The following is a 12,739-nucleotide window of genomic DNA, read 5'->3' as shown; positions in this document are numbered from 1 at the left end:
CGGCGGAGATACGGTCCTCCGCCGGGCCCGCGCTCTCGTTCCTACTCAGCCGCGGGCCACGGGACCTGTGGCGAGCGGTAGTAGTCGATGCCCAGCGCCTCGAACCGGGGCCCCTGCGCCGCGAGCCGCACCTTGTACGTCTCCCAGTCGTGCGTCGCCGCCGGGGACCAGCCCAGCTCGGCCACGCCCGGCAGGCGCGGGAACGCCATCTGGTCGATGTGCGCGTTCTCGGAGACCGTCTCGGTCCAGAGCGGCGCCTCGACGCCCTTCACCGCCTCGGCGGGCGCGCCCGGAAGGTAGGCGGCGGGGTTCCAGTCGTACGAGCGCTGCACCTCGACGTAGCCGGCCCAGGCCAGGCCGAGCTTGGTCTCCTTCGTGTACTTCATGTCGAGGTAGACCCGGTCGGCGGGCGAGAGGATCAGCCCGGTGCCGTTGCGCGCCGCCGCGGCGACCTGCTCCTTCTCCGCCGCGCCGGTCCGGTCGAGCCCCCAGTACTGCGCGAGCGCGCCCTCGGCCGGGGTCGCGCCGGTGAGCTGGTGCCAGCCGACGACGGTCTTGCCGTACTTCGCGACGATCGGCTGCACCCGCTCCATGAACGTCACGTAGTCCTCGTGGGTCGTGGAGTGCGCCTCGTCGCCGCCGATGTGGAGGTACTTCCCCGGGGTGAGCGCGGCGAGCTCGCGGATGACGTCGTCCACGAAGTCGTACGTGACCGGCTTCGGCACGCACAGGGAGCTGAAGCCGACGCTGGTGCCCGTGTAGAGCGGCGGGGCGACGCCGTCGCAGTTCAGCTCCGCGTAGGAGGCGAGGGCGGCGTTGGTGTGGCCGGGCAGGTCGATCTCGGGCACGACCTCCTGGTGGCGGGAGGCGGCGTACCGCACGATCTCCCGGTAGTCGTCCTTCGTGTAGTACCCGCCGGGTCCGCCGCCCACCTGGGTGGATCCGCCGTAGGTGGCGAGGCGGGGCCAGGAGTCGACGGCGATGCGCCAGCCCTGGTCGTCGGAGAGGTGCAGGTGCAGCTTGTTGACCTTGTACAGGGCGAGCTGGTCGATGTACCGCTTGACCTGGTCGACGGTGAAGAAGTGACGGGAGACGTCGAGCATCGCGCCGCGCCAGGCGTAGCGCGGGGTGTCGGTGATGGTCCCGCCCGCGACCTGCCAGGGCCCGGGCTGCACGGTGCGCTTCTCGACGGCCGCCGGGAGCTGCTGGCGCAGGGTCTGGACGCCGCGGAAGAGACCGGTGGGCCGGTGGGCGGTGAGGGTGATGCCGCCGCGGCCGGACTGGAGGCGGTAGCCCTCGTCGCCGAGCGCCTTCTCCCCGCCGGCCAGCCGGAGCCTGATCCCGCCGCTCGCGTCGTCCTGGTCGACGACGCGCAGCGGGTGGCCGGTGGAGGGGCGCAGGATCCCGGCGAGGTAGTCGGCGACGGCGCGGGACTCGCGGGAGCCGCCGTCGATCCGGATGCGGGTGGCCGCGGTGATCGTGTACGGCTGCCCGCCGGGTGCCACGGAGGCGGGGGCGGGCACGATCTGGCCGAGCGGCCGGAGGGCGGGTTCGGCGGCGGAGCGGGCGGTGGGCGCGGCTCCGACGCAGGAGATGCCGGCCGCCGCAAGGAGCAGCAGGGCGCCGAGCACACGGGGAAGCGTTCTGCGCTGTCTCACAGGCATGGTCCCTTTCGGTGGACTTCGCGGCTGTGGATATGCGTATCCGAACAGTCACCATGCGTACCGTGGACCACTTCCGTGGGTCAAGGTGTAGACCAATTTCCCCTCCAGGCCGGCGATCATGAAGGGCTCTGCCCGAATTCGGGCAGGATTCTTGCGAAGTCCGGGGGGTACCCCTCAGTATTCACTGGTGCTCGAACGCCGCCCGTCGCATGACGACCTCATCGACCACCTGGTGCGCAGCACCGCGCTGCAGCGCGGTGAGGCGGCCCGGGTGGTACTCGACGTGCTGGCGTACTTCGACGAGTCGACCGAGGACTTCGTCCGCCGCCGCCACCGCGAACTGCAGTCCGGGGGCTCCGTGAACGCCGAGATCTTCGAGCGCATCGCGGCCGAGCTGCCGCACCGCGCCGTGGCGCCACCGGAGCTCTCGCTCCGGCAGCTGCGCCGCATCGTCTACGGCTGACACGCGGCCGGGCACACTCACCAACCTGGAGGGGTAACACCTTTATGTGTGGAATTGTCGGTTACATCGGAAAGCGCGACGTGGCCCCGCTGCTGCTGGAAGGCCTGCAGCGGCTGGAGTACCGGGGGTACGACTCCGCCGGCATCGTCATCACCAGCCCGAAGGCCTCCGGCCTGAAGATGGTCAAGGCCAAGGGCCGGGTCCGTGACCTGGAAGCCCGCGTCCCCAAGCGCTTCACCGGCACCACCGGCATCGCCCACACCCGCTGGGCCACCCACGGCGCGCCGAGCGACATCAACTCGCACCCGCACCTGGACCCCGAGAACAAGGTCGCGGTCGTCCACAACGGCATCGTCGACAACGCCCAGGAGCTCCGCGCCAAGCTGGAGGCGGACGGCGTCGTCTTCGCGTCGGAGACCGACACCGAGGTCATCACCCACCTGATCGCCCGCTCCCAGGCCACCACCCTGGAGGAGAAGGTCCGCGAGGCGCTCAAGGTCATCGAGGGCACCTACGGCATCGCCGTCATGCACGCCGACTTCAACGACCGCATCGTGGTGGCCCGCAACGGCTCCCCGGTCGTCCTCGGCATCGGCGAGAAGGAGATGTTCGTCGCCTCCGACGTCGCCGCCCTGATCGCCCACACCCGCCAGGTCGTCACCCTCGACGACGGCGAGATGGCCACCCTCAAGGCCGACGACTTCCGCACGTACACGACCTCGGGCGCCTCGACGACGGCCACCCCCGAGACCGTGGAGTGGGAGGCCGCCTCCTATGACATGGGCGGCCACGACACGTACATGCACAAGGAGATCTGCGAGCAGCCCGACGCGGTCGACCGCGTGCTGCGCGGCCGGATCGACGACCGCTTCTCCACCGTCCACCTGGGCGGCCTCAACCTCGACGCCCGCGAGGCCCGCTCCATCCGCCGGATCAAGATCCTCGGCTGCGGCACCTCGTACCACGCCGGCCTCATCGGCGCGGGCCTGATCGAGTCCATGGCCCGTATCCCGGCCGACGCCGAGCCGGCCTCGGAGTTCCGCTACCGCAACCCGGTCGTGGACCCCGACACCCTCTACATCGCCGTCTCCCAGTCCGGTGAGACGTACGACGTGCTCGCCGCCGTCCAGGAGCTGAAGCGCAAGGGCGCCCGCGTCATCGGCGTCGTCAACGTGGTCGGCTCGGCCATCGCCCGCGAGGCCGACGGCGGCGTGTACGTGCACGCCGGCCCGGAGGTCTGCGTCGTCTCCACCAAGTGCTTCACCAACACGGTCACCGCCTTCGCGCTGATCGCCCTCCACCTCGGCCGCATCCGGGACCTCTCGGTCACCGACGGCAAGCGGATCATCGAGGGCCTGCGCAAGCTGCCCGCGCAGATCAGCGAGATCCTCGAGACCGAGGAGGAGATCAAGAAGATCGCCGAGCAGTACGCGGGCGCCCAGTCGATGATGTTCATCGGCCGCGTGCGGGGCTACCCGGTCGCCCTGGAGGCCTCCCTGAAGCTCAAGGAGATCTCCTACATCCACGCCGAGGCGTACCCGGCCTCCGAGCTGAAGCACGGCCCGCTCGCCCTGATCGAGCCGGCCCTGCCGACGGTCGCGATCGTCCCCGACGACGACCTGCTGGAGAAGAACCGCGCCGCGCTGGAGGAGATCAAGGCCCGCAGCGGCCGCATCCTCGCGGTCGCGCACCAGGAGCAGGTCAAGGCCGACCACACCATCGTCGTCCCGAAGAACGAGGACGAGCTGGACCCGATCCTGATGGGCATCCCGCTCCAGCTCCTCGCCTACCACACGGCGCTCGCCATGGGCCGCGACATCGACAAGCCGCGCAACCTGGCCAAGTCCGTCACGGTCGAGTAGCAGCGACCGGGCCTGTCCCCCGGAGCTCTCGACCACGGCCGGGAAAGCCCGTCCGCCCGCATTTCCGGACCTGTCCCCGGAGGGCCGGACGCCCGGCCGGACATGAAAGCGGTCCCCGCGCACCATGAGGTGCGCGGGGACCGCTTTTTCCCGAGCCGGTACCGGCCGGTGTCAGCTCGCCGCTGCCGCTCGGCGGCCCGGGCGGCTGACCGAGGTCGGCCAGTGCGCCACCGCCGCCGTCGCGCCGTACCAGGCCGCGAGGCCCGCCACCGCGGCGACCCAGCCGCCCGCCTTCGCCAGACCACCGTTGTCCGCGAGGGCCCCTATGCCGAGCAGCAGCAGCGCCACGAACAGCAGCCCGTACACGCCCTGTCCGAAGAGACCGCTGCCCCCGGCCGCCATCGTCAGCGTGAGCGCCAGCAGCGCCCAGAGCAGCAGGAAGAGACCGGTCGCCTCGGCCGAACCGCCGTCGCCCACTCCGGTCCCCCAGGTGAACCAGAACGCGCCGAGCGCCGAATAGGCCGTGCCCTCACCGCCGTTGCCGGCACGCAGGGCGAGCAGGCCGACGAGGAAGAGCGCCACCCCGCCGACCCAGGTGGCGAGGGATGCGGCGTCCGACGCCGCGACGTTGTCGATGACACCTGTGCTGCCGATGCCGAAGGCCAGCAGGGTCAGTCCGAGCGCGAGGTGGCCGAGAGTGGAGGTCGTGTTTCCCGCGGCGACTTCGTTGTCCACGGCGGGCTCCCTTCAAGTGCGCAGTTGTGCTGCGTGAGCTGCTTGTTCCGGTGACCTTTAAGTACCCTTCACAAGCGCACAAATCACCTGACGGCGGCAGAAATTATCGCCGTACCAAGGGAGTTGACGGAGCGTCGAGGAGAGGGGGACCCGGAGGGCGGGCGTCAGCGAGGGACGGTCACGGGATGACGATCACTGAATGACGGTCACGGGATGACGATCACGGGCCGCTGCGCGCGCTTCGCGAGCCGGCCCGCCACCGAGCCGAAGAGCCGGCCGACGATGCCGTGCGTCGAGCCGACCACGATCGCGTCGGCCGAGTACTCCCGGCCGACCTCCTCCAGCTCGTGGCAGATGTCGCCACCGCGCTCCACGAGGATCCAGGGGACCTCGGCCAGGTAGTCCGCGCAGGCCAGCTCCAGGCCGAGGACTTCGGTGCGGTGGTCCGGGACGTCGACGAAGACCGGCGGCTCGCAGCCCGCCCAGACGGTGGTCGGCAGCCGGTTGGCGACGTGCACGATGATCAGGCCGGAGCCGGAGCGACGGGCCATGCCGATGGCGTACGCCAGGGCCCGCTCGCTGGAGGTCGAGCCGTCGAAGCCGACGACCACCCCGTGCCGGAAGGCGGGATCACAGGAGTGGCGTGGCTGTTCCACCGCGAGGGGGTCGACCGTGGAGTCGGCGACGCGCTTGCGGTCCGCGGGTTCGGAGAATTCGTGACCGGCCATCGGTGTCTCGGCGAAGAAGATCCTTGTGGGAAGGGACGGAGCGTCGTACGGAGCAACGGTTGGCGACGGAGCGGTGTCCGGGAATCATCTTCCCAAGCCCATACCCCCAAGGGTACGGCGACACCCCTCTCCTGCCCAGAGCGGTCCGGGGCCACACACGGCGCCCGCAGGGCGTTCCAGGGAGCATGCACGAGCCCGTCCCGTTATGGCAATGCCGGTTGTGTCCTACAGCTGTCCGCCACGGGGGCCGAACGGCCGCCACGGGGAGTGACCGGAACGTTCCGCTTCTCGTTCCCACAGGTCCAGTCACCGTCGCAGGGAGCCCCGCCCGTGCCCGCACCAACGGCCGCCGTCACCCCCGCCTCCACCGCCCCCGCCGGCACCCGGCCCCCCGCCCACTCCCCCGGCCCCGCGGCCCCGCACCCCTCGGCGGACCCGGCGGGGGACGTCGTCCGGTGGGCCGTCTTCTGCTGCGTCCTGGTCCCCGTCGTGCTCGTCGTCTACGGCACCTCGCTGGGCGGAGCGGCGGGCACGGCGCTCGGACTCGCCGCGGTGACGGCGGTCTGCCGGGTGCTGCTGCGCCGCGCGGAGCGGGGTCTGCGCGCCGAGGCCGCGGGACCCCGCGGACGACACTCCCACGGAGGCCGAAACCACCGTCAGAGGTGACGGACTCCCCGTGGAGCTGACGGGTTCGCACACTCACACCCGTATGATTTCAGCCAACTTCCACATGTCGGTGAGTCCTTGGCGGAATGCCCCCTCAACCCTGGTGCCACCAGGCATGAAAGGCTTCAGCTCGGCCCCCGCACCCCACGGGGACGGGCCATGCGGTCACGGCGGCCTTCCCTGCGCCGCCCGCGAGTGGAACGCTTCGTGATCGAATGCTTCGCGCCAAGTTGCCTTGTCGACAATGTGCCGGACGGTGAACTTGTCACGTCGGCACTACGGAACACAGTAGATTCGATCATGAGTATCGAAGACTGGGGTCTCGTGCAAAACCGAGGGGAAACGTGCAGGAGCGACAGGACCAGGGAGACGCGAACACCGAGGGGGGCTTAGCGTCATGAGCCAGGACTCCGCCGTAACGGAGGCCGCACGGAAGTTGACCGGGCGCCGCCGCCGCGAAGTCGTCGCGGTGCTGCTGTTCAGCGGCGGCCCCATCTTCGAGAGCTCCATTCCGCTCTCCGTGTTCGGAATCGACCGGCAGGACGCGGGAGTACCCCGCTACCGCCTGCTGGTGTGCGCCGGTGAGGAAGGCCCGCTGCGGACCACAGGGGGCCTCGAACTCACCGCACCGTACGGACTCGACGCGATCAGTCGCGCCGGAACCGTCGTCGTACCGGCCTGGCGGTCGATCACCTCGCCGCCACCGCCGGAGGCGCTCGAAGCGCTGCGCCGGGCACACGAAGAGGGCGCGCGGATCGTCGGGCTGTGCACCGGCGCGTTCGTGCTCGCCGCGGCCGGACTGCTCGACGGCAGACCGGCCACCACACACTGGATGTACGCGCCGACGCTCGCCAAGCGCTATCCGTCGGTCCATGTGGACCCGCGGGAGCTCTTCGTCGACGACGGGGACGTACTGACCTCGGCCGGCACCGCGGCCGGCATCGACCTGTGTCTGCACATCGTGCGGACCGACCACGGCGCGGAGGCCGCGGGCGCCCTGGCGCGCCGGCTGGTCGTCCCGCCGCGGCGCAGCGGCGGCCAGGAGCGCTACCTCGACAGGTCTTTACCAGAGGAGATCGGCGCCGACCCGCTCGCGGAGGTCGTCGCCTGGGCCCTGGAGCACCTCCACGAGCAGTTCGACGTGGAGACGCTCGCGGCCCGCGCGTACATGTCACGGCGTACGTTCGACCGGCGCTTCCGCTCACTGACGGGGTCCGCCCCGCTGCAGTGGCTGATCACCCAGCGGGTGCTGCAGGCGCAGCGGCTGCTCGAGACCTCCGACTACTCGGTCGACGAGGTCGCGGGACGCTGCGGCTTCCGCTCCCCGGTGGCGCTGCGCGGGCACTTCCGCCGCCAGCTCGGCTCCTCGCCGGCCGCGTACCGCGCGGCGTACCGGGCCCGGCGCCCGCAGGCCGAGACCACGACGACGGTGCTCGACCCGCTGGTGCCCCAGCAGGGCCCGCCGGTCGTCCGGCGGCCCGGGGGCCCGATGGAGCCGGGTAAGCCGCAGTCCGACGTGTACGCCTCCGGTCGCGCGGCCCTGCCGGGCCAGCGCAGCGCCCCCTAGGGGCGAGCGGGACCGCGCGCCACAAGCCGCGCACAGAGAAAACCGACGGGCGCCCGGGGACACCTCTCCCGGGCGCCCGTCGGCGTCCGGCCCGCCCCGAGCCACACGCCCGGTCCGGCTCCGAAGCGGGAGCCACCCGAAAGACAGGCCCTAAGGTAGGACGCATGAACGATCGCATGGTGTGGATCGACTGCGAGATGACCGGGCTCTCGCTGACGGACGACGCACTCATCGAGGTGGCCGCACTGGTCACCGACTCGGAACTGAACGTGCTCGGCGACGGCGTGGACATCGTGATCCGCCCGCCGGAGGCGGCGCTGGAGACCATGCCCGAGATCGTGCGCCAGATGCACACGGCCTCCGGCCTGCTCGACGAGCTGGCCGACGGCACGACCCTCGCCGACGCCGAGGCCCAGGTCCTCGCCTACGTACGCGAGCACGTCAAGGAGCCCGGAAAGGCCCCGCTCTGCGGGAACTCGGTCTCCACCGACCGCGGCTTCCTCTCGCGGGACATGCCGGCGCTCGAGAACCATCTGCACTACCGGATCGTCGACGTCTCCTCGGTCAAGGAACTGGCCCGCCGCTGGTACCCGAGGGCGTACTTCAACAGTCCGGAGAAGAGCGGCAACCACCGCGCGCTCGCCGACATCCGTGAGTCCATCGCCGAGCTGCGCTACTACCGCGAGGCGGTCTTCGTCCCGCAGCCCGGACCGGACTCGGACACGGCGAAGCAGATCGCGGCACGCCACGTCGTACGTCCGGAGTAGCCCGGAGCAGTCCGCAGCGGCACCAGGCCGTACGGAGCCGTCCCGGGGTCGTCCTGTGTGTGTTCCGGACCACTCCGCACCGGTCCGGCGCGGCCCGCCTCCCGTCCTGCCAGGTCCGAGCAGCCCCTGCTCGCGCCCCTGACGCCCCTCTGACGCCGCCACGGCGCCGCCGGGTCGAATACGGGCGCGAGCACCCTCTCGGACCCTGTAGACTTCTTCTCGGCCGGTCGGGGAAACCTTCGGGAAAACCGCCGGTCATGGTGGGTATAGCTCAGCTGGTAGAGCACCTGGTTGTGGTCCAGGATGTCGCGGGTTCGAGTCCCGTTACTCACCCTGAACGATCGAGGCCCCCGGTTCTGACGAACCGGGGGCCTCTTTCCGTGCGGCGGCCGACGAGGAAGCGCGCCCCGGCCGGTGGTGGGGTGGACCGGCCGGGGCGCGCGGTGTGGGGGGGCTCAGTGGCTCACTTGTACGCGGCGAACGCCTTGGTGAAGGCCAGCGGCTGCTGGAGGATCGAGGAGCAGGTGGCGTCCGCGTGGTTCACCGCGCCGCCCGCGCACTGCTTGTCGCGGGTCGAGGACCACATCGACAGCCAGCCGATCCCCTTGGACTTCGCGAAGTCCACCAGCTGGGTCGCGTCGTCGACCTTGAAGATCTCGGTGGTGACGTCGTTGACCCCGATCATCGGGGTGACGGCGACGGCCTTCCAGGCGGCGCTGTCGCTCAGCCCGAGGACACCCTTGATCTGCGCCTGGGTCGCGGTCGCGGCCTGAACGGCGTACTGGCCCATGTCGCCGCTGTAGGCGGGGCCGTAGTCCATCGCCATGATGTTGACGGCGTCGACGCGGACACCGTTCCTCCTGGCGTCGGCGAGCAGGTCCACGCCCGGCTGCGTCAGGCCCTCGGGCATGACCGGCAGGGTGAAGGAGACGTTCAGGCCGGGGTGGGACTTCTGGAGCTGGGCGATGGCCTGCGAGCGCCGGGTGTTGGCAGCGGTGTCGGGCAGGGCGGCGCCCTCGATGTCGAAGTCGACCTTGGTGAGCTTGTACCGGTCGACGACCTTGCCGTAGGCGGCCGCCAGGTCGGCGGAGTTCGCGCAGTTCAGGGCCAGTTCGTGACCGGCCGCGCCGCCGAAGGAGACCCGGACGTCGCCGCCCTTGGCCCGCAGGGCACCGATCTGGGAGGCGACCTTGTCGTCGGCCAGATCGGTGACTCCGCCCCACAGCGGGGCGCAGGATCCGCCGGAGGTGATGAAGGCGAGGTTGAACTCCTTCACACCGGTGGCGTCGGCGGTGGCGAGCAGGTCGTACGCCGGGTAGAGCGAGGTGTCGACGTAGGGCGCGTACTTCGCGGTGGCCCCCGGGGTGCCGGTGGCGGTCGCCGTCGGGGTGGGCGTGGGCGCCGTCGTGGCGGGCCGGCTCGGGGTGGCCGTCGCGGTCGCCGTGGGGGTCGCCGACGCGGTCGGGGCGACGGTGGCGGTGGGCTGCCCGGTGGGCCGGCCGCTGGGTGTCGGGGTGGCGCCGCCGACGGAGCAGGTGGCCTTGTTGATGAGGCAGTTCGTCGGGTCGCCGGCCGCGCCTGCCGCCGAGGTCACGAAGCCGACGGTGACGGACTGGCCGGGGGCGAGCTCCTTGTTCCAGCTCGCGGGCTTCACGGTGACGTGCCGGCCGGAGACGGTGTGCTCGCCGTTCCAGAGGGACCCGATGGTCGTCCCTGCGGGCAGGTCGAACTCCAGCGTCCAGCCCCCCGACTGGACGCTGGAGGTCTCGTTGGTCACGACGTACTGCCCGGTGTAGCCGCCGGTCCAGGAGCTGGTCCTGGTGTAGGCGGCGCCGACGGCCGCCGCCTGGGCGGTGCCGGCGAGCGCGAACGCCGCGCCGCCGATCACCGCTGCCGCGACGACCGCGCCGACGACCTTGGTCCTGCCGCTCGTCCTGCGCCGGTGCGAACTGGTGCCCATCGCGTGCCTGCCTCTGTGTGCGGGGGTGGGGTGCGGCAGCACGCTAGCGACCGGGAAACGGACAAATGCCCACGAGGGGGCCGGGGTTGAGGATTCTTAGGGTCCGCTTAAGGGAGGCATCGGAACGACGAAAGGTTGGACACCTCGGCGGGCGCTCGGCGGGCGCTCGGCGGCCCTCGGCGGGCCCTCGGCATCCCCCCGTCAGGCCCTCAGCGGACCCGCGGCGCGGCCGGCTTCTTCCGGCGCCCCCGCCGAACGCCGCGGCCCGCCGCGTCGCCGAAGCGGCGACCGTCGAGGCCGATCCAGATGCGGACCTCCGTACCGCCGAGCACCGAGTGCCCGATGCGGACGTCACCGCCCGTGGACTCGGCCATCCGCCGCACGATGTCCAGGCCGAGACCGGTCGAGCCGTCACGGTGGCCGCTGTTTCCGCGGGTGAGCGCCGCGGCCGGGTCGGCGATGCCGGGCCCCGCGTCGGAGACCAGCACGATGACGGCGTCGTCGCCGTTGTGGACGTCGACGGAGAACGCCGTCCCCTCCGGGGTGTGACGGAAGACGTTGCCGAGCAGCGCGTCGAGCGCGGCGACGAGTTCGGGCCGGGCGACCGGGATGCGTACCGGGCGCTCGATGCCCGCGACCCGCACCTTGCGGCCCTCGTCCTCGGCGAGCGCGGACCAGAAGTCCATCCGTTCCCGGACGACCTCGGAGGCGTCGCAGCCCGCGCCCGGGCCGGGGCCCTGCGTCTGGGGCTTGGCCTCACGGGCCGTACGGATGATCGTGTCGACCTCGCGCTCCAGCTGCTCGACGGCGGTCCGGGTCTGCTCGGCCGCCGGTCCCGAGCCGAGCGAGGCGGCGTTGAGCCGGAGCACGGTCAGCGGGGTCCTCAGCCGGTGGGAGAGGTCGGCGGCCAGTTCGCGCTCGTTGGCGAGGAGCTGGACGACCTGGTCGGCCATGGAGTTGAAGGCGATCGCGGCCGACTTCAGCTCCGGCGGCCCCTCTTCGGGGACCCGCGCCCCGAGCTTGCCCTCGCCCAGGTCGTGGGCGGCGCCCGCGAGACGCTGCGCGGGCTGCACCATCCGTACGCCGAGCCGGTCGGCGACAGCGACCGAGCCGACGATCAGCGCGACTCCGACGCCGGCCAGGACCAGCCAGGCGGTGGCGACGCCGTTGGTGACCTCGCCCTCGGGGACGAAGAGTTCGACGACGGCGACCTGCCCGGAGGAGAGCGCCGTGGGCTGGAGCAGCACGGAGCCGCCCTCCACCTCGGCGATCGTCGCCCGTCCCAGTTCCCGGGTGGTCCGCAGCTCCTTCTCCTCGGCCCTGCGGGTGCCGATCTCCAGCGCCTCGGCGCCCGGCTCGTCGGCCGATGCGGCGGCCGGAACGTGGACGGCCATCCGTCCGGCGGCGCCGTCCTCGGTGGTCGCGACGGCCCGGTCGAGCTTGTCCCGGTCGGTGGTGATGGCGAGGACGGGCGCGAGGGCGGCGGCGCGGCGCTCGGCGTTGGAGAAGGCCCGGTCGCGCGCCATCTCCTTGACGACGAGGCCGAGCGGTACGGCGAACGCGACGACGACCATGGCGGTGACGGCCAGCGACACCTTGACGAGTGCCCATCTCACGGTCTGTTCTCCCGCGGCGGTTCCAGCTTCACGCCCACCCCGCGCAGGGTGTGGAGGTAGCGGGGACGGGCTGCCGTTTCGCCCAACTTCCGCCGCAGCCATGACAAATGTACGTCGATGGTCTGATCGTCCCCGTAGGACTGCTGCCACACCTCGGCGAGCAGTTCCTTGCGCGGAACGACCACACCCGGCCGCCCGGCGAGGAACGCCAGCAGGTCGAACTCCCGGCGGGTCAGGTCGAGCCGGGCCCCGTCGAGCTCCGCCTGACGGCGCAGCGGGTCGATCGACAGACCGCCGACCTGGATCACCCGCGACGGCGGGGCCTCCCCGGCGGCGGCCCGTGAGCGCCGCAGGACGGCGGCCATCCGCGCCGACAGGTGCTCCACGGAGAAGGGCTTGGTCAGATAGTCGTCCGCGCCGTCGTTGAGGAGCCGGACGATCTCCGCCTCGTCGTCCCGCGCGGTCGCGATGATCACCGGTACGTCGGTGATGCCGCGCAGCATCTTCAGCGCCTCGGAGCCGTCCAGGTCGGGCAGTCCGAGGTCGAGGATGACCACGTCGAAACGGAAATGGGCGACCTCGCGCAACGCCTCCAGGGCCGTGCCGACGCTCCGTACGGTGTGGGAGGCCTCGGTCAGATGCCGGATGAGGGCGGAGCGCACGAACTGGTCGTCCTCGACCACGAGCACACTTGCCATGGGCCGCACCGTA

At 71.5% G+C, this 12,739-nt stretch carries 11 protein-coding genes and 1 tRNA gene; 6 read left to right on the top strand and 6 right to left on the bottom strand.

Annotation, left to right across the window (positions count from 1 at the left end; genetic code table 11):
* Nucleotides 1–41: 41 nt before the first annotated feature.
* The gene (locus ACFVGW_RS11795) at nt 42–1,664 is read right to left on the bottom strand and encodes a beta-N-acetylhexosaminidase (RefSeq protein ID WP_385851834.1); all 1,623 of its coding nucleotides are present in this window, start codon (nt 1,662–1,664) and stop codon (nt 42–44) included.
* Nucleotides 1,665–1,851: 187 nt separating this feature from the next.
* On the opposite strand from ACFVGW_RS11795, the gene ACFVGW_RS11790 reads away from it, so the two are divergent.
* Both ACFVGW_RS11790 and glmS read left to right on the top strand, forming a co-directional pair.
* On the top strand, nt 1,852–2,127 hold the full coding sequence (locus tag ACFVGW_RS11790; protein ID WP_361851574.1) for a hypothetical protein: 276 nt from the start codon (nt 1,852–1,854) through the stop codon (nt 2,125–2,127).
* Nucleotides 2,128–2,171: 44 nt separating this feature from the next.
* Nucleotides 2,172–3,989 carry a glutamine--fructose-6-phosphate transaminase (isomerizing) gene (gene glmS / locus ACFVGW_RS11785; protein WP_352190599.1) on the top strand — a complete coding sequence of 606 codons (1,818 nt, stop codon included), beginning with the start codon at nt 2,172–2,174 and terminating at the stop codon, nt 3,987–3,989.
* A 171-nt stretch (nt 3,990–4,160) separates the two neighbouring features.
* Here glmS and ACFVGW_RS11780 read toward each other — a convergent pair whose 3' ends face one another.
* Together ACFVGW_RS11780 and ACFVGW_RS11775 are read right to left on the bottom strand one after the other, a co-directional pair.
* Entirely contained in the window at nt 4,161–4,724 is a 564-nt protein-coding gene (locus ACFVGW_RS11780; protein WP_385851833.1) for a GPR1/FUN34/YaaH family transporter, read from the bottom strand.
* Nucleotides 4,725–4,930: 206 nt separating this feature from the next.
* A complete protein-coding gene (locus tag ACFVGW_RS11775) occupies nt 4,931–5,452 on the bottom strand; it encodes a universal stress protein (RefSeq protein WP_352190601.1) in 522 nt (173 codons plus the stop codon).
* A gap of 330 nt (nt 5,453–5,782) precedes the next feature.
* On the opposite strand from ACFVGW_RS11775, the gene ACFVGW_RS11770 reads away from it, so the two are divergent.
* The 4 genes from ACFVGW_RS11770 (at nt 5,783) to ACFVGW_RS11755 (ending at nt 8,785) form a co-directional block, all read left to right on the top strand.
* On the top strand, nt 5,783–6,118 hold the full coding sequence (locus tag ACFVGW_RS11770; RefSeq protein ID WP_385851832.1) for a hypothetical protein: 336 nt from the start codon (nt 5,783–5,785) through the stop codon (nt 6,116–6,118).
* Nucleotides 6,119–6,515: 397 nt separating this feature from the next.
* A complete protein-coding gene (locus ACFVGW_RS11765) occupies nt 6,516–7,685 on the top strand; it encodes a helix-turn-helix domain-containing protein (protein WP_385851831.1) in 1,170 nt (389 codons plus the stop codon).
* A 164-nt stretch (nt 7,686–7,849) separates the two neighbouring features.
* A complete protein-coding gene (gene orn, locus ACFVGW_RS11760) occupies nt 7,850–8,452 on the top strand; it encodes an oligoribonuclease (protein ID WP_352190604.1) in 603 nt (200 codons plus the stop codon).
* 260 nt (nt 8,453–8,712) lie between these two features.
* Nucleotides 8,713–8,785 (top strand) — tRNA-His (locus ACFVGW_RS11755).
* Between the two features lie 130 nt (nt 8,786–8,915).
* Here the strand turns inward: ACFVGW_RS11755 and ACFVGW_RS11750 are convergent.
* From ACFVGW_RS11750 to ACFVGW_RS11740, 3 genes are all read right to left on the bottom strand, one after another.
* A complete protein-coding gene (locus tag ACFVGW_RS11750; RefSeq protein ID WP_385851830.1) occupies nt 8,916–10,412 on the bottom strand; it encodes a cellulose binding domain-containing protein in 1,497 nt (498 codons plus the stop codon).
* A gap of 209 nt (nt 10,413–10,621) precedes the next feature.
* Nucleotides 10,622–12,028, bottom strand: a complete 1,407-nt coding sequence (locus ACFVGW_RS11745; RefSeq protein WP_385851829.1) for an ATP-binding protein — start codon at nt 12,026–12,028, stop codon at nt 10,622–10,624.
* On the bottom strand, nt 12,025–12,726 hold the full coding sequence (locus tag ACFVGW_RS11740) for a response regulator transcription factor (protein ID WP_385851828.1): 702 nt from the start codon (nt 12,724–12,726) through the stop codon (nt 12,025–12,027). The genes ACFVGW_RS11745 and ACFVGW_RS11740 overlap by 4 nt, the downstream gene beginning before the upstream one ends.
* Nucleotides 12,727–12,739: the final 13 nt, after the last annotated feature.

It is taken from the genome of Streptomyces sp. NPDC127129 (assembly GCF_042671585.1).
Taxonomy (GTDB): Bacteria; Actinomycetota; Actinomycetes; order Streptomycetales; family Streptomycetaceae; genus Streptomyces.
The sequence above is the reverse complement of the archived record's forward strand: the minus strand, read 5'-3'. Positions and strand labels throughout refer to the sequence as shown.

Bases quoted from the DNA above. Each gene is read 5' to 3' on its own strand.
- ACFVGW_RS11765 (WP_385851831.1), top strand. From the start codon at position 6,516: ATGAGCCAGGACTCCGCCGTAACGGAGGCCGCACGGAAGTTGACCGGG.
- ACFVGW_RS11795 (WP_385851834.1), bottom strand. From the start codon at position 1,664: ATGCCTGTGAGACAGCGCAGAACGCTTCCCCGTGTGCTCGGCGCCCTG.
- ACFVGW_RS11750 (WP_385851830.1), bottom strand. From the start codon at position 10,412: ATGGGCACCAGTTCGCACCGGCGCAGGACGAGCGGCAGGACCAAGGTC.
- orn (WP_352190604.1), top strand. From the start codon at position 7,850: ATGAACGATCGCATGGTGTGGATCGACTGCGAGATGACCGGGCTCTCG.
- ACFVGW_RS11740 (WP_385851828.1), bottom strand. From the start codon at position 12,726: ATGGCAAGTGTGCTCGTGGTCGAGGACGACCAGTTCGTGCGCTCCGCC.
- ACFVGW_RS11775 (WP_352190601.1), bottom strand. From the start codon at position 5,452: ATGGCCGGTCACGAATTCTCCGAACCCGCGGACCGCAAGCGCGTCGCC.
- glmS (WP_352190599.1), top strand. From the start codon at position 2,172: ATGTGTGGAATTGTCGGTTACATCGGAAAGCGCGACGTGGCCCCGCTG.